The following is a 24,284-nucleotide window of genomic DNA, read 5'->3' as shown; positions in this document are numbered from 1 at the left end:
TGACGTTAAGGGGTCAAAAGGCTAATCTTAAAGGCGTAAAGAGATAGCTAGGAGGAGAGCGGTTATGAGAAAAAGAGTGTTATCACTCGCTTTAATTCCGTTGCTTCTTTTTTACGCCATTCCAGTAGGAGCAGCTGAAAAAGAACAACGAACTTGGAAGGATGAAATCGTATATTCATTATTGGTCGACAGATTTTTCGATGGGAATACTCAAAATAATGGAGATGCGAACGTGAATGACCCTTCCGCGTTTAATGGGGGGGATTTCGAAGGTGTCACGAAGAAACTTAATTATTTAAAAGATATGGGTTATACCGCTATCATCCTTTCACCGATTTTCGCTAATGATGAAAATGGTTATCATGGCGATTGGGTGGCCGATTTTTATAAAACGGATAAACACTATGGGACAATGAAAGAGTTTAAAAAACTTGTGAATGAGGCACATAAACGCGATATGAAGGTGATCATTGATTTTCAAGCAAATAATGTGGGTCCTGACTCCACTTGGCTGACCGATCCCAAAAAACAAGATTGGTTCCATGAAGAAAAGAAGATTTCCAAGGACGGTAGCCAAACGGATTTGGAAGCAGGCTGGATCGACGGTCTTCCCGATTTGAATCAAGATAATGAGGAAACCAGAAAATATTTACTGGATGCTGCCAAATGGTGGATAACGGAAACGGATATTGATGGATACCGTATAAATAAAGTCCAATACGTAGGGAAGGATTTTTGGAAGGAATTTGTGGATGCAGTTAAATCTGAAAAATCAAATTTCTATACAATCGGCGATGTACAAGGTGATGCCGAATTGATCTCAAGCTACAAGGAGACGGGTATCGACGCTTTTATGGCTTATCCGCAAAATTCAGAGCTACGGGAAGCATTTGCTGCACCCGATAAAGAATTGAAACCTGTATTTGATGCGTTTGCAAAAAGCGAAGATGAATTAGGGGGCAATGCCCATCAAGCATTGTTCATGGATACGCAGGGAATGCCCCGGTTTACAAAGGATGCAGCCGACCATAACGAAAATCCAGGTTCCAGATGGAGAATGGCGCTGTCGTATCTATATACGATGCCAGGGGTGCCAATCGTATTTTATGGATCGGAAATTGCCTTGAACGGCGATATTGCGCCGGATAATCATAAGTTGATGAATTTTAAGACAGAGCAGGAATTGGTGGAATATATAACAAAGCTTTCTGACCTCAGAGACATGTACCCAGCATTGAAAAAAGGGGATATGGAGCTTTTATATGAAAAAGGTGGAGCTTCGGTATTCAAGCGTGTATATGGTGAAGAAACGGTTGTCGTCGCCATGAACAATACGACAGAAACTCAAACGATAAATCTTACTGATAAGGAACTTGAAAGCAATAAAGAGTTGAGAGGTATGCTGAATGGGGATCTGGTCCGCAGTAAGGACAACAGTTACTCTATCGTAATCGACAGGGAGACGACAGAAGTCTATACGCTGTCACCTAAGTCGATTATTAATATTCCTTACCTGTTAGTTATAGGATTGGTTCTTCTTATATTTGGTATATTCATTGCTTTGGTTATTAAGCGTTCAAAACGGAACCAGCCAAAATAATCATATGCCTCTCGATTGTCGGTAGCCGCCAAACATTGTCCCTAAGGCTTTGTGGAAAACAGGATCGGGAGGTTACAGCATGAATAAGACCTGGTGGAAAGAAGCGGTTTGCTATCAAATATACCCGCGCAGTTTCATGGATAGTAATGGTGATGGAATCGGGGATATAAAAGGATTGATTTCTAAGCTTGACTACCTGCAGGATTTGGGAATAGATGTTATTTGGATTTGTCCATTTTATAAATCGCCCAATGCGGATAATGGCTATGATATTAGTGATTATCAAGCAGTTTCCGATGAATTCGGTTCAATCGAAGATATTGATCTGTTATTGAAAGATGTTCACGGACGTGGGATGAAGGTGATACTCGATCTTGTTTTGAATCATACAAGTGATGAGCACCCCTGGTTTGTCGAGTCACGTTCTTCCCGCGATAATCCGAAACGGGATTGGTATATATGGAGGGATGGGCAGGACGGCCGTGAGCCTAATAATTGGGAAAGCATCTTTTCAGGAAGTGCCTGGAAATTCGATGAAAGGACCAATCAATACTACTTACATTTATTTGCTGAAAAGCAGCCAGACTTAAACTGGAAAAATGCTGATGTGCGAAAGGCGTTATATGAAATGGTCAATTGGTGGCTCGATAAGGGGATCGATGGCTTCCGGATTGATGCAATCACGCATATTCATAAGCGTGAAGGCCTTCCGGATATGCCCAATCCTTATTGGCATCAGTATGTACCGGCTTTTGAAATGCATACTAATCAGGACGGGATTCTGGATTATCTTCAGGAGTTGAAAGAAGAAACATTCTCTAAGTATGATATTATGACGGTCGGTGAGGCCAATGGCGTCAGGATTGAGCAGGCGGAAGAATGGGTCGGAGAATCGAATGGGAAGTTCAATATGATCTTTCAATTTGAACATCTGGGGCTTTGGAATAGGGGACAGAATCACGATGTTGATGTTCTAGGGTTAAAGCGCACAATGACCAAATGGCAAAAAGGGCTGAAAAACAAAGGGTGGAATGCTTTGTTTTTTGAAAATCATGACCAGCCGAGAAGTGTATCCACCTGGGGAAATGATCATCAATATTGGTTGGAAAGCGCAAAAATGATAGGGGCCCTATACTTTTTCATGCAAGGGACACCTTTTATTTATCAAGGTCAGGAAATTGGCATGACGAATGTCCAATTTGATTCGATTGATGATTATGATGATGTCGGAATGAAAAACTTTTACCGGATAGAGACCTCGAAAGGTCGTCCTCATGATGAAATCATGAACATTATATGGCATAGCGGCCGTGATAATTCACGAACACCGATGCAATGGAACGATATTGAAAATGGCGGATTCACCCATGGAACACCTTGGATGAGGGTTAATCCAAATTATCGCGCCATTAATGTAGAACTGCAGAAAAACGACCCGTCATCCATTTATCATTTTTATAAAAAGATGATTGAACTTCGAAAAAAACATCAGGTCCTCGTTTATGGGGAATATGAATTGTTATGGGAAGATCACCCTGAACTTTATATTTATACAAGAAATATGAATGAAAATTCAGTCATGGTAGTATGTAACTTTAGTATGAATCACCATCAAATCGACCTTTCTTATTGGGGGGGAATGGAACTTTTACTAGCTAATTATGACGATTGCCCTGAGGTGTCCCTTATTGATTTACGTCCATATGAAACGAGGATATATCGTTATTGATTGCTATGGACTTGAATGGAAATCAGCTTAAAACCTATGTAGTTAGTCGTCTGACTTCTTATTTTCCAATTCACCTGTCGTTTTAAGGAGCTGATCATACATCAGCTTCTTTTTGAATTTTAAAACACAGATGAAAATAACGGAAAAGTAAGTGTTTTCTGAAAAATTGAACAAACATTAAAAAAAGTATGGATATAACTATTGAACTGAGTGTATTATGAATACATGCAAAATGTATAAATATAAAACAAATATTAAAGAAGTTTTATTGGCATTCACCTTTTTTAAAAATAAAGTCAATAAAGGCTAAGAGAGGAGAGGGGAAATGCATGGCCATCACAATAAAAGATGTGGCACAGCTAGCGAATGTTGCTCCTTCAACAGTTTCTCGAGTGATTGCAAACAATCCTCGGATAAGTGAAAAAACAAAGGTACGGGTCCGTAAGGCGATGACTAAATTAGGATACCACCCAAACTTCATTGCACGTAGTCTTGCCAATCAATCAACCAGGATCATTGGTTTGGTAATGCGAAGTTCGTCAAATGATTATTATCAAAATCCCTTTTTTCCGACAATCCTCCAGGGTTTAAGTGAGGGAGCCCAGGAAAACCACTATTCCCTGTTGCTAAGCACGGGAAAAACCGAAAATGAACTCTACGAAGGAGTAGTGAATATGGTGCAGGGGGGGATGGTGGATGGAATAATCCTGATGTATTCAAGGATGAATGATCACATTCTGACCTATTTGAGAGCAAGGGCTTTTCCATTTGTAATCATTGGGAAACCCTATGATTACACCGAGGAGATAACATATGTTGATAATGATAATGTCCTGGCAGCCGAACAGGCAACGGATTACCTCATACAGCTAGGGCATGAAAGGGTTGGATTCATCGGAGGTGATGTAACCCTTGTAATGACCCTTGATCGCTTATCAGGATATGAACGGGCCTTGGAGAGGGCTGGAATCGATCGAAGGATGGAATATACCCTGCATGAAGATTTTTTGCATGAAGGGGGACAAGCCGCTGCAAAAAGGTTACTATCCATCAATGAACCACCTACCGCTTTGGTAGTCAGTGATGATCTCATGGCACTTGGCATTGTGCATTCACTTCGCGAGATGGGCGTGCGCACTCCTGAAGAAATGTCAATCGTCAGCTTCAATAACGTTCTTTTCTCTGAACTGTCATTACCAGCCCTGACTTCCGTAGATATTAATATTTTTGATTTGGGATATCAGGCAGCTAAGGGCATCATTCACATGCTGCAGACTGGGGATGCTCCTGCCGGGACCATCATTCCACATCATTTCGTGGAAAGGCATTCCTGCAGATCGATCAAACAAGGTGCGATGGCCATGACTTATTGACGAGAAGGGCATTGCAGAGCAATGCCTTTTTTTGCTAGAAATGTACGCTGAAACTTTTGAATGCATGTACACCCGTTCCGTGTCTGACTAATTTATTCTCTTTAAGATATTGAACGGCTGCAAGAACTTCCTCAAGAATCCTTGGTTCGAGGCCGAGTTGGTTGTGTCCGCCATAGATTTTGGAGATTGCCTTGATCTTTGCGATTTTTTCTAACGAATTAACAAGGTCTTCAGGGCTCGTCGAGGGATAAAACGCATAAACGGGAGTCTCTGAATAAAGCAGGTCGCCAGTGAATAAATAACCTTTTTCCTTATCCAATATTGAGATATGTCCAGGTGAATGTCCAGCGTGTGATAAATGATTAAACTACGGTTCCCGAGATCGATCGTATCTCCATCCGATAAGAGCATATCAGGGTACCCCTGGTATGGCTTGTATGTAAAAGGATCGAATGATTCCGGTACGGGTATAATGATATCCCGGGCCATGTTCTTGCTTATTTGTTCCAAGGACAAACCTTCAATACCATTGATCAGCCAATTGGCATCATCACCATGAACATAAATGGTATCATAATCACCGTGACCGCCAATATGATCCACATGAACGTGTGTGGTCAGGACGATAACAGGAAGATCGGTAAGCTGGTCTGTAATCCCCTTTATCGAACCGATGCCTAGCCCTGTGTCGATTAACGCAGCCCGGGTCCCCCAAGTAATAAAAAGGAATGAACTTTCTCCCAATGACCATATTCACTGATTGCAAACGTTTTTGAGTCCAATTCCTGAACGGTGAACCATGGATCTACAATGTTTTTCAAAAATGACCCCACTCCTTCCCGTTCATATATTCCGCGTTAACCGGAAATATCCTGCTTGAAAGAGTAAAAGCAGCGGATTTGACATCCACTGCTTTTGGAAAGGTAAGGCTTATCCGTTTACAACGGTCCCGCCGTTTACATGGATGACTTGTCCGCTGACATAGGATGAATCATCACTTGCCAAATATACATAGGCTGGTGCCAATTCCTCTGGCTGCCCTGCACGGCCCATTGGAGTATCCTGTCCAAATTTGGCAACATCCTCTTCGCCGAATGAGGCAGGAATCAGCGGTGTCCAGATCGGGCCTGGAGCCACACCGTTCACTCTGATGCCATCTTTTGAAATGGAGTTCGACAGGGCTCTTGTAAATGCAAGGATTGCACCTTTTGTTGAAGAGTAATCAATTAGTTTTGGGTTGCCCTGATAGGCTGTGATAGAGGTTGTATTAATGATGCTGCTTCCTTTTTTAAGGTGCTTCAATGCAGCTTTAGTTAAGTGGAACATCGAGAAAATATTCGTGCGGAACGTTTTTTCCAATTGTTCAGCTGAAATGTCAAGGATACTTGTCTGCACATGCTGTTCTCCGGCGTTGTTTACTAGAATGTCCAAACCGCCAAATTCATCAACCGTTTTTTTGACGACTTCCCGGCAGAAGGTTTCATCACCGATATCACCGGAAATGAGTAAACATTTCTGGCCTTCTTTTTCAATCAATTCTTTTGTCGCTTTGGCATCCTCGTGTTCATCCAAGTATGCAACTGTCACATTCGCTCCTTCTTTAGCGTAGTAAATGGCAACCGATTTACCGATTCCGCTGTCTCCTCCAGTTATGATTGCCGTTTTCCCTTTCAATTTGCCGCTTCCTTTGTAGGCAGCTTTAACTGAATCTGGGTTCGGTTCCATTTTTGTTTCCAATCCAGGTTGATGCTGCTGATGTTGAGGTGGAAATCCTTGTTTGTTCTGATTTTGGTTTTGAGTAGTCAAGATATAAACGCCTCCCATTTAATTATCTACGCTTTTTCTATTCCTTCTTTTAGGAAAAGAAAACATGGAAAAAATACCCAAATAAATTCATGTTTAATGTTTTAACTGAAGGGAACATGACTAGTCTTTCCATGTTCCATGAAGGCAATTCATTTGAAGAAAAAGGGGGGATGAACGTTGATGGAGGCAGTTGCAACAAATAATAAAAGACCCACCCAAAGCAGGTGAGGTCTTCATAATTAGCGGTAATTTAGGAATTGTACATCAATGGACAGATCAGCGCCTCGAATAGCCGAAATGATTCCTTGTAAATCATCCCGGTTCTTACCGGTAACCCGGATTTGATCATCCTGGATTTGGCTTTTCACTTTAAGACCGCTATTTTTAATGATGGTATTGATTTTTTTTGCTTGCTCCTTATCGATGCCTTGAATTAACTTAGCCCGTTGGCGAACGGTTCCGCCAGAAGCTCCTTCTAATTTTCCATAATCCAGGTTCTTAACGGGTACGTCACGTTTAATGAGCTTACTGATGAGAACATCCTTCAGCTGTTCGAGCTTATATTCATCGTCGGATACTAGAACCAGGTCTTCTTTTTCAATGGTGATGCTGCTAATGCTCCCTTTAAAATCATAGCGAGTCTGTATTTCCTTCATAGCCATGGTAACTGCATTCGTTACCTCTGAAAAGTCTACTTTCGAAACAATATCAAATGAATTTTCCTTTGCCATCACTTACCTCCAGCAGGGTTTATTTCCTTTATTATAGAGAAAGTGTGATAGGAAGACAACTATATAAACGATATTAAAAAAGCGAGGGGACAAGCCCCGCGCTTCATTTATGGTCTGTTTTCTTCGAATAGGAGTGCTTACCTGCAGTAAGGTTTTCCTGATAAGCGATATTTTTTTCAGCATTTATCGCTTGGTTATCTTTTGGCCTTTTATTGTCATCGGTTGTTTTGGACATAGTGAAAACTCCCTTCCATTATCTGATCAATATATATTGTTCACAATTATGGAAGGGAGTATGTATGTTTATAATTTCTCAGGGGTATCGTTTAAGAAGAAGAGGGCAATTGTGCCAGGACCGGCATGTGCACCGATGACGGACCCAATTGTATGGATCATGAAGTCGGTTGTCCCGAATTCATTTTGGATGGCTTCCTTCCATTCCATGGCCGTTGCTTCATCATCGCCATGACTGATGGCAATCGTTTGGGTTGTTAAGTTTTTGCCTCTTTCGTGCATTAATTCGATGACACGTTTAATCAATTTCTTTTTGCCGCGTATCTTTTCAAGCGGAACAAGCTTCCCATCTTCAACATGCAATAACGGTTTAATGTTTAATAAACCGCCAACAAGGGCAGATGTCTTGGAGATGCGGCCGCCACGGGCCAGATATTCAAGGTTATCTACAGTGAATAGATGCTCCATATGCCGGGTTTGGAATTCGATTGCAGCCAGGATTTCTTCTTTAGTGGCACCGTTTGCTGCTAGGTCTGCTGCTTTCTTTACAATTAATCCGACGCCCATCGAAGCGCATTTCGTATTGACGATTTCAATGTCAAGGTCAGGGTACTCTTCCTTAACCTGATTAAGAATCATCACTGCCGTTTGATATGTTCCTGATAATTCAGAGGAAAAGGCTATATATATCCCCTGTTTTTTCTCCTTGGCAAATTGTGTGAAAAGTTCTATAAAGCATTCTGGGGAAGCTTGCGATGTTTTCGGGGCTTTTCCTTCAAGCATCGCCTGATAGACTTCGTGAGAATTAATAGTAAGTAAATCTTCATAATTTTCCCCGTCAAGATGGACTTGTAAAGGGATTAATGAAACATTGTTTTCTTTATAGAAAGACAACGGCAAATCACATGCACTATCTGCAAGAATTGTGATAGCCATAATACACCTGCTTTCTTTTTACAGTTTTTAGAAAATGAGTGGTCACTCTCCTTTTTAGTGTAGCACGTAACGGTGAAAATTCAATCTCTACGTAAATAGAATAAATAATTAAGGGTAAAAAGATAATAGAATAAGGGTGAAATGGAGGTTTTTAGGATGTACAGTGGTGAAATGAAGAAAATTATCATAGTTGTGGTCGGAGCATTGCTGAATGCCGTCGCAATGAACTTTTTTCTAATACCGGCAAACGTATATGCAAGCGGCTTTACGGGAGTGGCCCAACTTCTATCGAGGATGATTGGTTCTTTTGCTCCTTTTAATGTATCGACGGGTATTCTATTGCTTTTATTGAACATTCCGGTAACGATCATTGCTTGGCGAAAGGTTGGAAAGTCTTTCACTTTTTATAGTTTTCTCAGTGTTGCCTTGATGTCCTTCTTTATGGAAATCATTCCGATTACACGCTGGTCACCTGACATATTATTGAATGCGGTATTTGGCGGAGTCATTGCTGCAGTAGGTGTTGGGATCACATTGAAATACGGTGCATCGACTGGAGGAATGGATATTATCGCCATGCTTCTTTCACGGAAGAAAGATAAACCTGTAGGTACTTATTTATTTTTGCTGAATGGTGTGATCATTGTAACGGCAGGTGCTGTTTATGGACCGGAAAAAGCTTTGTATACACTAGTTACCCTTTATACATCGACCCGTGTCGTAGACGCAATACATACGCGTCATGAAAAGCTTACGGCCATGATCATTACAAAGAAAAGCGAAGAACTTAAACAGGCAATCCATGCAAAGTTAGTTCGCGGAATTACAAGGGTTCCCGCAAAAGGGGCTTTCACCAACGAAACGAAGGAAATGTTGTTGATTGTCATTACAAGGTATGAACTGTATGACCTTGAACGGATCATCAAGGAAGTGGATCCGCACGCTTTCACGAACATCATAGAAACGTCAGGCATTGTTGGAACTTTCCGCAGGGAATGATATTAATAAAAAATCAAGGCCATTACACTTCTATTACAAAAGGTAGTATTTGGGCGTTTTAAGTTTATTGCCTGTACAAAACGGCTAATTCTTATATTGTAGCGCCAATTTAAAATCTTATGAAGGAGTGATGAAAATGGCTAACGAAGAAAAAATGAGCAGACAGGAAGCAGGCCGTAAAGGCGGGGAAGCCACTTCTAAAAATCACGACAAGGATTTTTATCGGGAAATTGGGCAAAAGGGCGGAGAAGCCACATCGGATAATCATGATAAGGAATTCTATCAAGAAATTGGACAAAAGGGCGGGGAAGCCACTGCTGATTCCCATGGTAAAGACTTTTATAAAGAAATCGGTGAAAAAGGTGGTAAAGCACGAAAATAACAATGGATGAAAACATAGCGAAAGCCTCCAGGAAACCTGGAGGCTTTCACGTTATTTAGAGTGGTTTTCCAGCTCTTCCTGGAGTTCCCGCAGTTGTTCTTTTTCGGCCTCGGTCGTATTGGCAAAGGCTGATGAAAGAGCGTTTTTAGCGATGTCCTCTGTCTTTTGCTGGTCACCGTCATGCTCAGAGTGGAGAGCTTCTTCAACAAATTCCCTAGCCTTCTGGAATAGTTTGTTTCCCATTAGAAGCCACCATAGCTTTGTTCAGACATAATTCTTAATCTGTCTTTTTCAGCTTCTTCAAACGTAGTGTGATAAGGGATTTTTTCGGCATGCCTGGCAACACTTTCTTTGCCCTGCTGTACAAATCGTTTAGATTTACTGCTTTTACCCATTCTTATCTCCTCCGATTCTGAGCGTTGTTGACAACGGAAACGATCTGTTGTCCTTATTAGTTTGGCTTGAAAGGTAGATATTATGAAGGAAAAAAATGACGTATTAAGCTTTTATATTGAATTTTTCTTCGAGGAAGACGGCTATACCATCTTCTTCATTTGTCAATGTAGTCGTATTTGCTACCGTTTTTACTGGTGAGATCGCATTTCCCATGGCAACCCCTGTTCCCGCGTATTCGAGCATTTCCAAATCATTATCTTCATCACCGAAAGCGATGATCCTGTTTTGAGGAATTTCCAGATAGTTGGATACACGTTTTAGCCCTACGGCTTTACTTAACCCACTTTTTATTATTTCGATGATATGAAAAGGCTCTGCCCAACGGCGATGATCGACCAATTCTGCATGAACATCGGATAGATGCTGGCGAATCTGTCCTACGAATTCACTATCTGTGTGAATTAGCATCGAAGTTGGGGAATCCTGAAGGTAATTGCGCAAGTCACCTGTCTTCATGATCGGATTTCCTACATTGAACATGTTCATTAACTTTTCATCATGATAATGGACATAAACTTCATCCCGGACTTCGGCGATGATGTTGTGATATTTAAACTGATCACACGCTTCGACAATATCTTTCGCAACATTTATATCCAGTGGAGAGTGGTATACCCCCCAATTTGTATGTAATGGATGATGGACGAAAGCGCCATTGAAATTAACGATTGGTGTAGTCAACCCCAATTCCCGGTAATAAAGTTCACTTGAGCGAAAGGGACGCCCGGTGGCGATCATAATTTCGTGTCCATCTTCTTTTAATTTCAGGAGTGTTTTTTTAGTCCTTGAAGAAATTGTTTTGTTATCTGTAAGTAAGGTACCATCAAGATCCAATACGATTAAATGTTTCTCAGCCATGTACACACCTTCTGTTCTTTTTGATTTCATTATATGCGAATATTGTTAAGCCTATTTTAAAGTAAATGTAAATCTTTTTCATTCTTTATGCATTCCTGTATGATATTACTATATCCAGGATTATGATAATTAAAGCGAAGCGCAGGTTTAAAGGAATGAAATGATGGATGCCAATGCGATTTTGATAATGGTATTGGAAAGACCGGAACAAATTATTTGGAGGGGTTAACTTGATAATAATTGAAAAAGAACTAATTGGACATATTCCTGTATTGCACCTAGGTAAAGAAACCACCTTCAAACAGCAATTGCCGCTTATTATTTTTATACATGGTTTTCAAAGTGCAAAAGAACACAATCTACACTATGCTTATTTATTGGCTGAAAAGGGGTTTCGTGTGCTTCTGCCCGATGTGATTCATCATGGGGAAAGGGAAGCCGGTTTAAATGATTCTCAAATGATGCCCCTTTTTTGGGAAATGGTTTTACAGACAATCCAGGATTTATCTTTGCTGAAGGATGATTTATTATCCCGAAAACTAATTGATCCCGACAGAATTGGCGTAGCAGGTACCTCTATGGGGGGAATAGTGACTAATGGGGCCCTGGCTGCTTATGAATGGATTTCCGCCGGAGTCAGTTTAATGGGTAACCCATCATATGTCGCGTATGCCGAGCTCCAAATGGCGGAGATTAAGAAAAGGAAAGTTAATTTCCCAGCCACTGATGAGGAAGTTGCCAAGGTGATTGAACAGCTCAAGCCATTTGATTTGAGCCTTAATCAGGATAAGCTTTCCAACCGTCCGCTTCTTTTTTGGCATGGTGCCAAAGATCCGGTTGTGCCTTATCAACATGCATACCGTTTTTATGAAGGGGTCAAAGCAGGGTATGATGAGGCAGATGAAAAAATTGAATTTATCCTTGACCCTAAGGCTGGGCATAAGGTCAGTAGAGAAGGAGTGCTTAAGACAGCAGACTGGTTCGCGAAACATTTACTGTCAGCTGTGCAAAATGCTTAAGTACTCACTCAAAATCTGTTATGATGCTTATACGGATATAATGATGAAACCGATAATCTAAAACGAAGAGATTATCCATAAAAGGAGTGATCGAAGTGGATCAAGATACAAAAGACATTATTTTGGGAGCTTTGGAGCAGGTCATTGACCCTGAGCTTGGTATAGATATCGTTAATTTAGGCTTGGTATATGATGTGGATATGGATGAGGAAGGTCTGACTACCGTTACGATGACATTGACAGCAATGGGCTGTCCGATGGCTGGGACGATCGTCGATCAAGTTAAATTGGTTCTGGAAGATATCCCCGAGGTCAAGGAAACGGATGTGAAGATTGTCTGGAGTCCGCCATGGACGAAAGATAAAATGTCCAGATATGCTAAAATTGCATTAGGTATCAAATAATAACTCTGTAATAGAAATGAAAAGCCAGTCAAAAAAAGTGAATCCATTCAAGGAGCCACTTTTTATGGTCTGGTTTTTTCTAATACTTTCGGCTAGGAGTGGTTAATTGAACAGTCAAATTAAAGATTCATTGGACAGGCCACTGAGGGATTTAAGGATCTCAGTCATAGATCGTTGTAACTTTCGCTGCCAATATTGCATGCCAGCTGAAATTTTTCATGAGAATTTTCAGTTTCTGCCTAAAAGTGAGCTATTATCTTATGAGGAAATTGTAAGGCTCTCTAAAATATTCGCAGGCTTAGGGGTGAAAAAACTAAGGTTGACTGGCGGGGAACCATTACTCCGGAAAGATCTTACCACTCTGATTTCAAATCTCGTTAAAATTGAAGGTATTGAGGATATTGGATTGACCACGAATGGTGTCTTCTTGAAAAAGCATGCCGTGAATTTGAGGGAAGCTGGTTTGCAGAGGGTGAATATCAGCTTAGACAGCCTCGATGACGAACTTTTCAAGAAGATGAACGGCAGGGATATTGGCATAAAGCCCGTTATTGAAGGCATCGCTGCTGCCAAGGAAGCAGGGCTTGGCGTTAAAGTGAATATGGTTGTGAAAAAAGAAACCAATGAATCTCAAATCCTGCCGATGGCACGATTTTGTAAAGATGAGGGCATTCAATTACGCTATATAGAATTCATGGATGTCGGACATACAAATGGCTGGCAGTTGAAGAATGTCATTACGAAAAAAGAACTGCTTGCAATGCTCCAAGCCGAATTCGATCTTGAACCCGTTGAAGAAGATTATTTTGGAGAGGTGGCAAAGCGCTACCGTTATAAAGGCACTAATGCAGACGTGGGCTTCATAACCTCGGTATCCGAGTCTTTTTGTTCAAGTTGTACACGTGCACGTCTTTCTGCTAATGGTAGTTTATATACATGCCTGTTTAATGGAAAGGGACATGACTTGAAGTCATTGCTCCGTTCTGACATGACAGATGAAGAATTGACTGGGTTCATCTTTTCGCTTTGGAACCGAAGGGACGACCGCTATTCGGATGAGCGGGCAGCGGGAACGGTGAAGAAACAGGAAAAAATCGAAATGTCATTCATTGGCGGGTAATCCGTCTGAATGAGTAAAAAATTAAGGGATGGCAGCAATGGCCATCCCTTTTTTTGTATAGTTGTCAGGAACTGATGTCAGTCATGGTCGAAATCGATTTTTATACTTTTTTTATGCATTTTTATATAGGACACAAGGCAATGAAAATAATTCCATGGTCCTAGGGATGGATTTAGCCAAAAATAAACTCCAATCATTCTTAGATCAATAAGGCATTATGTATGGCTGCTTTTTATGGGAGGGATTCAATCGATGGTACAGATTTCTATTGGACAGTTTTCACAGTCGATTTCCTGTTTCAAATAATCAAAATTTAGAATGGTAATGCGTCCCTTTTTAATGGAGATGACATTGTTTCTCCTTAATTGAGCAAGCATTCGATTGACCACCTCGCGGGAAGTGCCGCAAAAATTGGCGAGTTCTTGGTTTGTAAAGGGAAGATTGATAACTTTACCGTCTTCTGCTTCAGTGCCATAGCTATTTGATAAACGGATGAGTGTGGAGTATAATGCGCCTTTCTTACCATGCAGGAGCATATCGCGGAATTTAGCCTGATTTTTACGGTTTTGAGCGGATAACCATGTCATCATCTCGACAGCAAGATGGCTATCGGAGGAGATTTTTTCTTCCAATGCTTCTTTGGAGATAACCGCAACAGTTCCATCTTCCATCATTTTTGCATTCATCATATATTTAGGATTTTGAGAAAACAAGACTGTTTCCCCAACCAAATCATTCTCCGAACTAATGCGTATAGTTAATTCCCGACCGTCGGGAACAACCTTGCTTACTTCCACTTTCCCTTTAATAATGTAATACAAATCACTTGCTGGGGTGCTCTCTTGAAAAAGGTAGCGCCCTTTTTTCAGATGTTTAACTTGTTGTTTATTATCTAAAATTGCATGCATCCGATTAGATAACGATAATTCTGTCATGCATATGACCACCTTTCAGATAGCGTCATTAGTCAATTACTACCTTTGATTTAAACGGAAAAAACCCTAGCAGTCAACAAGTTTGGATAATTCTAGGAGTTTCGTTGGATAATTTTTCATGAGAAATTAATGTTTTAAATTTTATAAAAATACATTTGATTTTATTTTTATTCAGTCATATAATAATAGAATCAAAGAATGGCAGGGACCTGAAATTATAGGAGATGATTTTTTGAACGTATCAATAGTAGGTGCAACGGGTTATGGAGGAATGGAACTAATAAGGTTTTTGAATAATCATCCGCAATTTAAAATAAAATCATTGCATACTTCTTCGCAATTTGGCCGAAGTTTATCTGAAGAAAATGCACATTTAATGCATATGAAGGACAAATTAGAAGAAATTGACCCGGAGGCTATCGCAAAAAAATCCGATATTGTATTTCTTGCAACTCCTTCCGGTGTTTCCTCGCAATTGATTTCGGAATTTTCCGACCTCGACATTAAAGTTATTGACCTATCAGGAGACCTCAGGCTTCAAACTCCAGGTGAATACGAGCACTGGTATAAAAAGCCGGCCGCGCCTCAGCCTATTATTGAAGAGGCCGTATACGGATTGGCTGAATGGAATACTGAAGCAATAAAAAACGCGAGGATAATTGCAAATCCAGGGTGCTACCCAACCGCTTCACTATTAGGTCTTGCCCCTTTATTCACTGAAGGATTGGCGGGAGCAGCTGCCGATGTGATCATCGATGCAAAATCCGGGGTTTCAGGGGCGGGTAAATCACTTTCGGCAGTTACCCATTATAGTGAAATGAATGAGAACTTTAAGATATATAAGGTAAATCAACATCAACACATACCTGAAATCGAACAGCAGCTTGGGCGATGGTCATCAGGTTTACAGCCTATTACCTTTAATACACATCTTGTTCCAATGACGAGAGGGATTATGGCTACGATGTATATTAAGGTAAATCGGGAAACCTCAAATGTTGAATTAAAGGATTTATACGAAACCGTATACGAGAACCACCCATTTGTCCGGGTACAGCCCCTTGATCGCTTTCCATCCACGAAACAGGTATATGGATCGAACTTTTGTGACATTGGCGTCGATTATGATGTAAGGACAGGTAAGGTCACGGTGGTTTCGGTAATTGATAATTTAGTGAAGGGTGCTGCAGGGCAGGCCATTCAAAATGCAAATATATTAATGGGACTAGAAGAAACGGCAGGACTATGGAACAGTCCGTTATATCCGTAAACTTTGGAGGGAAATAATGAATACATTACAGCCAGTTGAAGAAATCAAACATATTCAAGAAGGAAACATTTTAATGCCCCAAGGGTTCAAAGCGTCAGGTGTCCATGCAGGATTACGCTATTCTAAAAAGGACGTTGGTATCATTTTCACCGATGTTCCAGCATCAGCCGCGGCCGTTTATACACAAAATATAGTTCAGGCAGCTCCAATCAATGTAACGAAAGACAGCATTGCCGTTACTGGGAAACTACACGGCATTGTAGTGAATAGTGCTTGTGCGAATGCTTGTACAGGTGAACAGGGTTTAAAAGATGCAAATGAAATGAGGAAGCTTGCTGCTCAAAAGTTCGGTTTGGAGGACCATTCATTTGCAGTGGCTTCAACTGGAGTCATAGGGGAATTCATGGAAATGGAAAAGGTAAGGAAAGGCATAGCGTCATTGCAGCCAGAAAATACACCTGAAGCTGCTGAAGCTTTTGGTACAGCCATTTTAACAACCGATATCGTAACGAAGAGCTGTGGGTATGAAACAATCATTGACGGTAAAAGCGTGAAAATGGGCGGTGCTGCAAAGGGCTCGGGAATGATTCATCCAAACATGGCCACGATGCTCGGCTTCATTACGACGGATGCAGTAATTGAACCGGCTGATTTACAGCAAGCACTATCCTCGATTACAAATGATACTTTCAATCAAATCACGGTTGATGGCGACTGTTCAACGAACGACATGGTGTTGGTGCTCGCGAATGGAGAGGCGAACAATGAACCTTTGACACCTGACCATCCGGAATGGTCCATCTTCCTGGAGTTATTAAAGCAAACTTCTGAAAATCTCGCCAAACAAATTGCGAAAGACGGTGAAGGTGCCACAAAACTGATAGAAGTGAATGTTCATGGCATGAATACGAAGCAAGATTCACAAATGATGGCGAAGACGATCGTTGGGTCAAATCTAGTGAAAACGGCAGCTTTTGGAGCGGATGCAAACTGGGGACGAATCATTGCTGCGATGGGAAGAAGCGGAGTGGTATTCAATCCGAATCAAACAACGATCGTTTTTGGTGACATTGTCGTACTAAAAGATGGTGAGCCAATCATGTTTTCTGAGGAAGATGCCAAAGCATACTTGGAAAACGAAAGTATCATCATTCATGTTTATTTGAAAGATGGTAATGAATCAGGCACGGCATGGGGCTGCGATTTAACCTATGATTATGTGAAAATAAACGGAAGCTATCGTTCGTAAGAGGTGAAAAGTATGAACATATTAGTCATTAAGTGCGGCGGCAGCATTATTAACGAGTTATCGGAGTCGTTTTTCAATAGTGTAAAAGAGTTACAAAACCGCGGCTACCATATCGTCTTTGTGCATGGAGGCGGCCCTGATATAAATTCAATGCTTGAAAAATTTGAAATTGAACCTGTATTTGAAGATGGGTTAAGAAAAACGACCACTGAAGTTTTGGAAATTGTGGAACTTATGCTGGCAGGCAAATCAAACCGCAGCCTCGTTCATAAATTGGAAGCTCATGGCATCAAGGCAGTCGGTTTAAATGGCTCTGACGGCGGAATTCTCACAGGTGATTATATCGATGAACAAAAACTTGGAGCTGTTGGTGAAATACAACAAGTCAATACGGAATTATTCGGACTTTTATTCGAAAAAGGTTATTGTCCAGTATTGACGCCCATTTCAACTACCGAAGAAGGTACTAAATTAAATGTGAATGCCGATATGGCTGCCGGGTCTGTAGCGAAGGCGCTATCGGCTGATATGTGTTTATTTGTGACCGATGTTAAAGGGGTCTTGAAGAATGGGCAGATCATTGAAAAATTGAATGAAACGGAAACGAAGAATATGATCATGGATGGAGGTATCCATGGGGGAATGATTCCGAAGGTCAATACAGCGTTGTCAGTGCTGAATAAAGGAATTGAAGAAGTGATGATCGTTAGTGGGAAAGATCATTTTTATCAAGGCGGACAATTCATCGGTACGAAATTTCTTCAGGAGGAAGGGGTATTACAATGAGTTCTTTATTTCCAACATACGCAAGGTGGAACATTGAGCCAAGAAAAGCGTCAGGATTGAAGATTACGAGTGTAACAGGTAAAGAGTATTTGGATTTCACATCCGGAATCGGGGTACTGAATCTTGGACATTGCCATGAGCAGGTAAAAATGGCCGTTATGGAACAGCTTGATAAATATTGGCATGTATCGAATATGTTTCAAAGTTCCATACAGGAACGGACAGCAAAAATGCTGGCTGATGCCTCTGGTTTAAGTCAGGTGTTCTTTGCCAACAGCGGCGCCGAGGCGAATGAGGCAGCTATCAAACTAGCACGTAAAGCTACCGGGAAAAGCAAAATTGTTACATGTCAGCAGTCTTTCCATGGCCGTACGTTTGCAACGATGGCTGCCACCGGGCAGGAAAAAATCAAGACTGGTTTCGGACCGATGCTAGCTTCGTTCGAATACGTTCCATTTAATGATAATGAGGCCATGACAGCAGCCATCGATGAAAATACTGCAGCTGTAATGATTGAAATTGTTCAAGGAGAAGGAGGCATCCATGTTGTACAGCAATCATATCTGGACGCAATTCAAACTAAATGCCAAGAACACGGATTTCTCCTTATCATAGATGAAATTCAGACTGGAATAGGGCGTACAGGGAAACCATTCGCATTCCAGCATTTCAATATTCAACCGGACATCATCACTTCTGCAAAAGGGCTGGGAAATGGCCTGCCAATCGGGGCGATGATTGGGAAGGAAGCGCTGTCTGAGTTCTTTAACCCTGGAAGCCATGGATCCACTTTTGGAGGCAATCCCGTCAGTGTCTCAGCAGCCGAAGCCGTGTTAAAGGAAATTTTCCATTCAGGGTTTTTAAAAGAAACCGTTAAAAAGGCTGAATACCTTGAGAGCGAATTGGCAAAAGCATTGAAGGGCATGGATGAAGTGAAAGAGATTCGCGGTCTGGGAATGATGGTCGGAATTGAGTGTAAACAAGATGTTCAGGTGTTTTTAATGGAACTGCAAGAGGAGGGCTTACTAGTATTGAGTGCAGGTCCTAAAGTACTTCGTTTACTCCCATCCCTGACAGTTACCGAATCGGAGATCGATAGGGCGATAAGTAAAATTAAAAAAGTATTGGCAATAAAACAAACTGTCTAAATTTATTGAATTTTTATAGAATAAAATGAATAATTATGCTATTGTATATATAAATATACATCATCTAAAGAGGTGAAGATCATGAAAAGCTATCTATATTTAGAGAATGGTTCCGTCTTTGAAGGGGAACTGCTGACTAAATCGACTGAAAAAACAATCACTGGAGAGATTGTCTTTTTCACAGGAATGACCGGATATCAAGAAGTGTTGACAGATCCTTCATATAAGGACCAGATTGTCATCTTCACATACCCGCTGATCGGAAATTACGGAATCAATGAACATGATTTTGAAAGTAAGAAGCCGCATGTTGCCGGTGTGATTGTATATGAAGGAAATATGAGCCATTCCCATTATCAGGCTGAATATTCACTTGGTGAATATTTAGACAAGTGGAACATCCCTCTTTTAAGCCATGTTGACACAAGAGCGGTCGTTAAGAATATAAGACAGGAAGGTTCCATGCAGGCAGTCATCACAGCAGAAGAAAAATACACTGTCGTACCCGGCCTGAATGGTTTATCAGCCCATGTAGCTGAGGTATCCACAAAGGTTGTCGAGAGCTTTGGGGAAGGCGACAAGCACGTTGTGATGATGGATTTCGGATATAAAAAATCCATATTGGATTCATTGGTCGAGCAAGGCTGCCGAGTCTCTGTCGTACCATTCGATACGGAATTCGAGCAAATCAAGGACATGAAGCCAGATGGTATTTTGCTTTCAAATGGGCCTGGGGATCCAAAACAGCTTGAATACCTCTTAGGAAACATTAAAAAGATCATAACGAATTTTCCAACGATGGGCATCTGCCTCGGTCATCAATTAACGGCCCTTGCCTTAGGCGGAAATACAAAAAAAATGCTGTTTGGACATCGCGGTGCGAATCAGCCCGTGGTCGATTTGAAAACGAAAAAGGTGTATATGAGTTCGCAGAATCATAGTTATGAGGTTGATGAACCGAGCCTGCAAGGAACATCACTGCAAGTAAGATTCAGAAACGTGAATGATAACACGGTTGAGGGGCTCATGCATGAAGACTTGCCAATCTTCACTACGCAGTACCACCCAGAGGCAAATCCAGGACCTATCGAGAGTTCATTACTATTCAATGACTTTTTACAAATGATAAATGATTATAGCGGGAGAGAAAAAGCTTATGCCTAAGGACAACACGATACAGACCATTTTAGTGATTGGTTCGGGGCCTATTGTCATCGGGCAGGCCGCCGAATTCGATTATGCAGGTACACAGGCCTGCCTTGCTTTAAAGGAAGAAGGATATAAAGTCATACTGGTCAACAACAATCCAGCAACGATCATGACTGATGATATGAATGCGGATGCTGTCTATTTCGAACCTTTAACAGTTGACGTACTGGAAAAAATCATTTCCAAAGAAAAGCCGGATGGCCTGCTCGCTACATTAGGCGGTCAAACAGGATTGAATCTTGCTTATCAATTGGATGATGCTGGAATACTTGAAAAATATAATGTCAAATTATTGGGAACTCCGATCGACTCCATCAAAAAAGGGGAGGATCGTGAGCTGTTCCGTGAGTTGATGTTTGAAATAGGTGAACCCGTTCCCGACAGTACGATTGTCCATACTTTTGAAGAAGCGCTGGCTTTTGCCGACAAAATCGGTTTCCCCATCATCGTTCGTCCCGCTTATACACTCGGCGGAACTGGCGGTGGTATTGCCGATTCACTGGACACCTTTAAGGAACTTGTACGGGGCGGACTTCAAGAAAGCCCGATTACACAATGCTTGATTGAAAGAAGCATAGCTGGTTATAAGGAAGTCGAATATGAGGTTATGCGAGATGGCAACAATACGTGCATTACCATCTGTAATATGGAAAACATCGATCCGGTCGGGATCCATACAGGTGATTCGATCGTCGTGGCACCATCACAGACTTTATCGGACGATGAGTTTCAGATGCTGCGTGCCGCATCCATTAAAATCATTTCTGCTTTAGGTATCATAGGCGGATGTAACATTCAATTTGCCCTTGATCCGAATAGCAAGCAATATTATTTAATAGAAGTAAACCCGCGCGTCAGCCGTTCATCGGCACTGGCTTCCAAAGCAACAGGTTATCCAATAGCACGCATAGCCGCGAAGCTGGCTGTCGGCTACGATTTATCGGAGCTCATCAATCCAGTAACGAAAAGCACATATTCAAGCTTCGAACCTGCTCTTGACTACGTAGCGGTGAAGTTCCCAAGATGGCCATTCGATAAATTCACGACCGCCAACCGCAAATTGGGAACACAGATGAAGGCGACTGGTGAAGTGATGGCTTTACACCGCAGCTTTGAAGGGGGAGTCCAAAAGGCCGTCGATTCTTTGGAATTGAAAACGATTGGGCTGCAGCTATTATCGCTGAAAAATATAACCGTTCCTGAACTTTGGGGAAAGCTTGCCGAAAAATCTGATGAACGAATATTTGTCATTTTTGAAATGCTTAGAAAAGGCGTGTCGATTGAAGAAATCCATGAAGCGACAGCCATAGATTATTTCTTCCTTAAATCCTTTGCGTCATTGATCCAGTACGAATTGGAGATTGAATCTAAGGCAAATGATCAGGTGACAAAGGAAGAACTGCAGACATACAAGGAAAAGGGCTTTTCCGACCGCTATCTTGCTTCCGTATGGAAAGTGAGTGAGATGGAAGTGAGAGCACACCGCAAATCACTAGGTCTTACGGCTGTCTACAAAACGGTTGATACATGTGCAGCCGAGTTCGAATCACATACGAACTATCACTATTCAACATATTTTGGTGAGAACGAACAGAAAAAAACGGATAAAAAGAAAGTCTTGATGATTGGCAGCGGTCCGATCCGCATCGGACAGGGAATAGAATTTGATTACTGTTCGGTTCACGGTGTTTATGCACTCCAGGATGAAAATGTTGAAACGATCATGATCAATAATAATCCGGAAACGGTAAGCACGGATTTTGCGACGGCAGATCGCCTTTATTTTGAACCGTTGACTCTTGAATATGTTCTTAATGTAATAGAAGCGGAAGATATTATAGATGTAATCGTCCAATTTGGTGGGCAGACTGCGATAAACCTGGCAAAAGGCCTGGAAGAATACGGTGTTAATTTGTTGGGGACTTCCTTCGATACACTAGATCAATTAGAAGATCGTGATCGTTTTTATCAGCTTCTTCAAAAACTGGATATTCCGCATGTACCGGGTTCTATGGCTAATGGTGAAGAACAATTAATTGCAAGTGCAGAGGCAATCGGCTTTCCGGTGCTCTTACGTCCATCCTATGTAATTGGCGGCCAGGGAATGGAAATCATCCGCTCCAAGGAAAGCTTGTTGAATAGAATGGCAAATGGAACGGCACTTGTCTATCCAGTGTTGATCGATTCCTATATTCCAGGGAAGGAAGCCGAAATCGATTTGATTGCGGATGGAAATGATGTATACATTCCCATCATTGCCGAACATATAGAGAAAGCAGGAGTCCATTCAGGAGATAGCATGGCATTATTGCCAGCTCAATCCTTAACGGATGATATCAAAGATAAAATGACCCTTTATGCTAATAAACTAGTTAGTGAACTTGGGTATAAAGGACTTATGAACATCCAATTCGTGATTGAGGGAAATAGTGTATATGTATTGGAAGTGAATCCTCGTGCAAGCCGGACAATTCCAATCATCAGTAAAGTGACCGATGTATCCTTGGTGCAAATCGCGACAAAAATATTGCTTGGGAAATATTCATTGTCGAATGCGTTCGAAAAAACGGGCTTAATGGATGAAATTCCATATGCAGTCGTCAAATATCCCGTATTTTCTACATTTGCACTAAGCGGACTTGATTCGAAGGTAGGTCCGGAAATGAAATCAACAGGTGAAGGAATAGCCATCGGGGAAACGGTAAATGAAGCGTTGTCAAAAGTATTCCATGCACAAAAAGCTAAACATACTACAGGTGTTTATCAGTCAGAATCTGTCCAATTAAGTGAAGATTTGTTAGCCCAAATCAAAGAAGCAGGTTTGATATTGGGGAATTCGGATTTTGATAAATGGTTAAATGAAGGAAATGCGGCGGTCGTTTTGGCATATGGAACAACGGAGGAAGATAAAAAGCTAAGGTTACTTGCTGCGAAATACCGACTGCTTGCATTTACGGAAGAAGAGACGTTCAAGGCCTATCTAAAATCGGTAGAAAATGCTGATCCAGGGGTGAACTCGCTTCAGGAATGGCTTGTACCATATTCGAAAGGAGTGTCACACGTATGAGTTCAATGACGGCACCGACACAAGCGAAGATTTTAAATGGAAAAGATTTTTTGACCATGAAGGAGTCTACACCAACTGCAATTGCAGATTTGTTAAAACTGGCGCAGACCATTAAAGGCAAATTGCAGGCCGGTGAAGAATATACGCCTTTAAAAGGTAAAACGTTGGGGATGATCTTTGAAAAATCGTCTACCCGTACCCGTGTTTCTTTTGAAGTGGGCATGATGCAGCTTGGCGGACACGCTTTGTTCCTAAGTGGCAATGACTTGCAAATTGGACGTGGTGAAACGATTTCCGATACTGCAAAAGTCCTTTCTGAATATATTGATGGCATCATGATTCGTACCTTCGAACATGAAAAAATCCTGGAATTGTCAGAAAATGCAACTATCCCAGTCATCAATGGGTTAACAGATCTTGCCCATCCTTGTCAGGTGCTTGCTGACTTCTTGACGATCATCGAGATAAAAGGGCACCTAAAAGGCTTGAAGATGAGTTATATCGGTGATGGCAATAATGTTGCCAATTCATTGATGGTAGGCTGTGCAAAAATGGGAATGGATTTTTCCATAGGATGTCCTGACGGCTACAAACCTGATGAAAAGGTCGTCGCCTATGCTAAAAAAGTGGCAGAAGAGACTGGCAGTGAAGTTTTGGTGACAACATCGGCTTCGGAAGCCATAAAAGGTGCGGATATCGTCTATTCCGATGTTTGGACCTCCATGGGGCAGGAAATCGAGAATGGTATCCGCTTAGAAGCTTTTAAAGATTATCAAATCAATGGTGAGCTAGTAAAACTTGCTAAAGAAGATTATCTATTTATGCATTGCCTGCCTGCACATCGGGAGGAAGAGGTTACGGCTGAAGTCATCGATGGGCCTAATTCCGTCGTTTTCCACCAAGCCGGAAATCGTCTGCATGCACAAAAGGCGGTCCTTGTAGACTTAATGTCTTAACCAAAAAAGAGTCTCCT

Annotated in this window: 22 protein-coding genes and 2 pseudogenes; 15 read left to right on the top strand and 9 right to left on the bottom strand. The window is 41.4% G+C overall.

Annotation, left to right across the window (positions count from 1 at the left end):
- Positions 1–64 precede the first annotated feature (64 nt).
- From ACFVS1_RS15760 to ACFVS1_RS15750, 3 genes are all read left to right on the top strand, one after another.
- Complete coding sequence (locus tag ACFVS1_RS15760) at positions 65–1,600, top strand: alpha-amylase family glycosyl hydrolase (protein ID WP_387548670.1); 1,536 nt, start codon at positions 65–67, stop codon at positions 1,598–1,600.
- A 79-nt stretch (positions 1,601–1,679) separates the two neighbouring features.
- Entirely contained in the window at positions 1,680–3,329 is a 1,650-nt protein-coding gene (locus tag ACFVS1_RS15755; protein ID WP_387548668.1) for a glycoside hydrolase family 13 protein, read from the top strand.
- Positions 3,330–3,658: 329 nt separating this feature from the next.
- On the top strand, positions 3,659–4,702 hold the full coding sequence (locus ACFVS1_RS15750) for a LacI family DNA-binding transcriptional regulator (protein WP_387548666.1): 1,044 nt from the start codon (positions 3,659–3,661) through the stop codon (positions 4,700–4,702).
- A 34-nt stretch (positions 4,703–4,736) separates the two neighbouring features.
- Here ACFVS1_RS15750 and ACFVS1_RS15745 read toward each other — a convergent pair.
- The 5 genes and pseudogenes from ACFVS1_RS15745 to ACFVS1_RS15725 all read right to left on the bottom strand — a co-directional run bounded on the left by ACFVS1_RS15745 (position 4,737) and on the right by ACFVS1_RS15725 (position 8,409).
- A pseudogene (locus ACFVS1_RS15745) lies at positions 4,737–5,523 on the bottom strand (MBL fold metallo-hydrolase).
- A gap of 109 nt (positions 5,524–5,632) precedes the next feature.
- A complete protein-coding gene (locus ACFVS1_RS15740) occupies positions 5,633–6,508 on the bottom strand; it encodes an SDR family oxidoreductase (RefSeq protein WP_387548664.1) in 876 nt (291 codons plus the stop codon).
- A gap of 239 nt (positions 6,509–6,747) precedes the next feature.
- On the bottom strand, positions 6,748–7,239 hold the full coding sequence (locus tag ACFVS1_RS15735; protein WP_063232211.1) for a YajQ family cyclic di-GMP-binding protein: 492 nt from the start codon (positions 7,237–7,239) through the stop codon (positions 6,748–6,750).
- A 103-nt stretch (positions 7,240–7,342) separates the two neighbouring features.
- Complete coding sequence (locus ACFVS1_RS15730; protein WP_352922015.1) at positions 7,343–7,474, bottom strand: DUF3941 domain-containing protein; 132 nt, start codon at positions 7,472–7,474, stop codon at positions 7,343–7,345.
- Positions 7,475–7,542: 68 nt separating this feature from the next.
- On the bottom strand, positions 7,543–8,409 hold the full coding sequence (locus ACFVS1_RS15725) for a DegV family protein (protein WP_387548661.1): 867 nt from the start codon (positions 8,407–8,409) through the stop codon (positions 7,543–7,545).
- A gap of 156 nt (positions 8,410–8,565) precedes the next feature.
- Between ACFVS1_RS15725 and ACFVS1_RS15720 the strand changes: the two genes are divergently transcribed.
- Together ACFVS1_RS15720 and ACFVS1_RS15715 are read left to right on the top strand one after the other, a co-directional pair.
- A complete protein-coding gene (locus ACFVS1_RS15720; protein ID WP_133348755.1) occupies positions 8,566–9,408 on the top strand; it encodes a YitT family protein in 843 nt (280 codons plus the stop codon).
- 136 nt (positions 9,409–9,544) lie between these two features.
- Positions 9,545–9,781 (top strand): annotated as a pseudogene (locus tag ACFVS1_RS15715) (KGG domain-containing protein); the annotation flags it as partial.
- Between the two features lie 60 nt (positions 9,782–9,841).
- On the opposite strand, the gene ACFVS1_RS15710 reads toward ACFVS1_RS15715, so the two are convergent.
- The 3 genes from ACFVS1_RS15710 to ACFVS1_RS15700 all read right to left on the bottom strand — a co-directional run bounded on the left by ACFVS1_RS15710 (position 9,842) and on the right by ACFVS1_RS15700 (position 11,104).
- Complete coding sequence (locus ACFVS1_RS15710; RefSeq protein WP_352922011.1) at positions 9,842–10,033, bottom strand: DUF3813 domain-containing protein; 192 nt, start codon at positions 10,031–10,033, stop codon at positions 9,842–9,844.
- Positions 10,033–10,185 carry a hypothetical protein gene (locus ACFVS1_RS15705; protein ID WP_164468789.1) on the bottom strand — a complete coding sequence of 51 codons (153 nt, stop codon included), beginning with the start codon at positions 10,183–10,185 and terminating at the stop codon, positions 10,033–10,035. The genes ACFVS1_RS15710 and ACFVS1_RS15705 overlap by 1 nt, the downstream gene beginning before the upstream one ends.
- A gap of 103 nt (positions 10,186–10,288) precedes the next feature.
- A complete protein-coding gene (locus tag ACFVS1_RS15700; protein ID WP_241590635.1) occupies positions 10,289–11,104 on the bottom strand; it encodes a Cof-type HAD-IIB family hydrolase in 816 nt (271 codons plus the stop codon).
- Positions 11,105–11,334: 230 nt separating this feature from the next.
- On the opposite strand from ACFVS1_RS15700, the gene ACFVS1_RS15695 reads away from it, so the two are divergent.
- The 3 genes from ACFVS1_RS15695 (at position 11,335) to moaA (ending at position 13,647) form a co-directional block, all read left to right on the top strand.
- Positions 11,335–12,123 (top strand): alpha/beta fold hydrolase, encoded by a 789-nt coding sequence (locus ACFVS1_RS15695; protein ID WP_387548656.1) that lies wholly within the window; start codon positions 11,335–11,337, stop codon positions 12,121–12,123.
- A gap of 95 nt (positions 12,124–12,218) precedes the next feature.
- Positions 12,219–12,527 (top strand): metal-sulfur cluster assembly factor, encoded by a 309-nt coding sequence (locus ACFVS1_RS15690; protein WP_034314562.1) that lies wholly within the window; start codon positions 12,219–12,221, stop codon positions 12,525–12,527.
- Positions 12,528–12,633: 106 nt separating this feature from the next.
- Complete coding sequence (gene moaA, locus ACFVS1_RS15685) at positions 12,634–13,647, top strand: GTP 3',8-cyclase MoaA (protein ID WP_387548654.1); 1,014 nt, start codon at positions 12,634–12,636, stop codon at positions 13,645–13,647.
- A 245-nt stretch (positions 13,648–13,892) separates the two neighbouring features.
- Here moaA and ACFVS1_RS15680 read toward each other — a convergent pair whose 3' ends face one another.
- Complete coding sequence (locus ACFVS1_RS15680) at positions 13,893–14,582, bottom strand: Crp/Fnr family transcriptional regulator (protein ID WP_387548652.1); 690 nt, start codon at positions 14,580–14,582, stop codon at positions 13,893–13,895.
- 232 nt (positions 14,583–14,814) lie between these two features.
- Here ACFVS1_RS15680 and argC point away from each other — a divergent pair, with 232 nt between their 5' ends.
- From argC to argF, 7 genes are all read left to right on the top strand, one after another.
- Positions 14,815–15,852, top strand: coding sequence for an N-acetyl-gamma-glutamyl-phosphate reductase (gene argC / locus ACFVS1_RS15675; protein ID WP_387548650.1), 1,038 nt, complete (start codon positions 14,815–14,817; stop codon positions 15,850–15,852).
- Positions 15,853–15,868: 16 nt separating this feature from the next.
- Complete coding sequence (gene argJ, locus ACFVS1_RS15670) at positions 15,869–17,101, top strand: bifunctional ornithine acetyltransferase/N-acetylglutamate synthase (protein ID WP_352922000.1); 1,233 nt, start codon at positions 15,869–15,871, stop codon at positions 17,099–17,101.
- A gap of 12 nt (positions 17,102–17,113) precedes the next feature.
- On the top strand, positions 17,114–17,887 hold the full coding sequence (argB, locus tag ACFVS1_RS15665; protein ID WP_387548648.1) for an acetylglutamate kinase: 774 nt from the start codon (positions 17,114–17,116) through the stop codon (positions 17,885–17,887).
- On the top strand, positions 17,884–19,035 hold the full coding sequence (locus tag ACFVS1_RS15660; protein WP_387548646.1) for an acetylornithine transaminase: 1,152 nt from the start codon (positions 17,884–17,886) through the stop codon (positions 19,033–19,035). Before argB ends, ACFVS1_RS15660 begins: the two co-directional genes overlap by 4 nt.
- A gap of 81 nt (positions 19,036–19,116) precedes the next feature.
- A complete protein-coding gene (locus tag ACFVS1_RS15655) occupies positions 19,117–20,199 on the top strand; it encodes a carbamoyl phosphate synthase small subunit (RefSeq protein ID WP_352921994.1) in 1,083 nt (360 codons plus the stop codon).
- Positions 20,192–23,311: a carbamoyl-phosphate synthase (glutamine-hydrolyzing) large subunit gene (locus ACFVS1_RS15650; protein WP_387548644.1), complete on the top strand. Its 3,120-nt coding sequence runs from the start codon at positions 20,192–20,194 to the stop codon at positions 23,309–23,311. Before ACFVS1_RS15655 ends, ACFVS1_RS15650 begins: the two co-directional genes overlap by 8 nt.
- Entirely contained in the window at positions 23,308–24,267 is a 960-nt protein-coding gene (gene argF / locus ACFVS1_RS15645) for an ornithine carbamoyltransferase (protein WP_352921990.1), read from the top strand. Before ACFVS1_RS15650 ends, argF begins: the two co-directional genes overlap by 4 nt.
- Positions 24,268–24,284: the final 17 nt, after the last annotated feature.

Source organism: Peribacillus sp. NPDC058075 (assembly GCF_042885195.1).
GTDB lineage: Bacteria > Bacillota > Bacilli > Bacillales > DSM-1321 > Peribacillus.
Note: the sequence above shows the minus strand (reverse complement) of the source record. Positions and strands in the feature narration are given on the sequence as shown.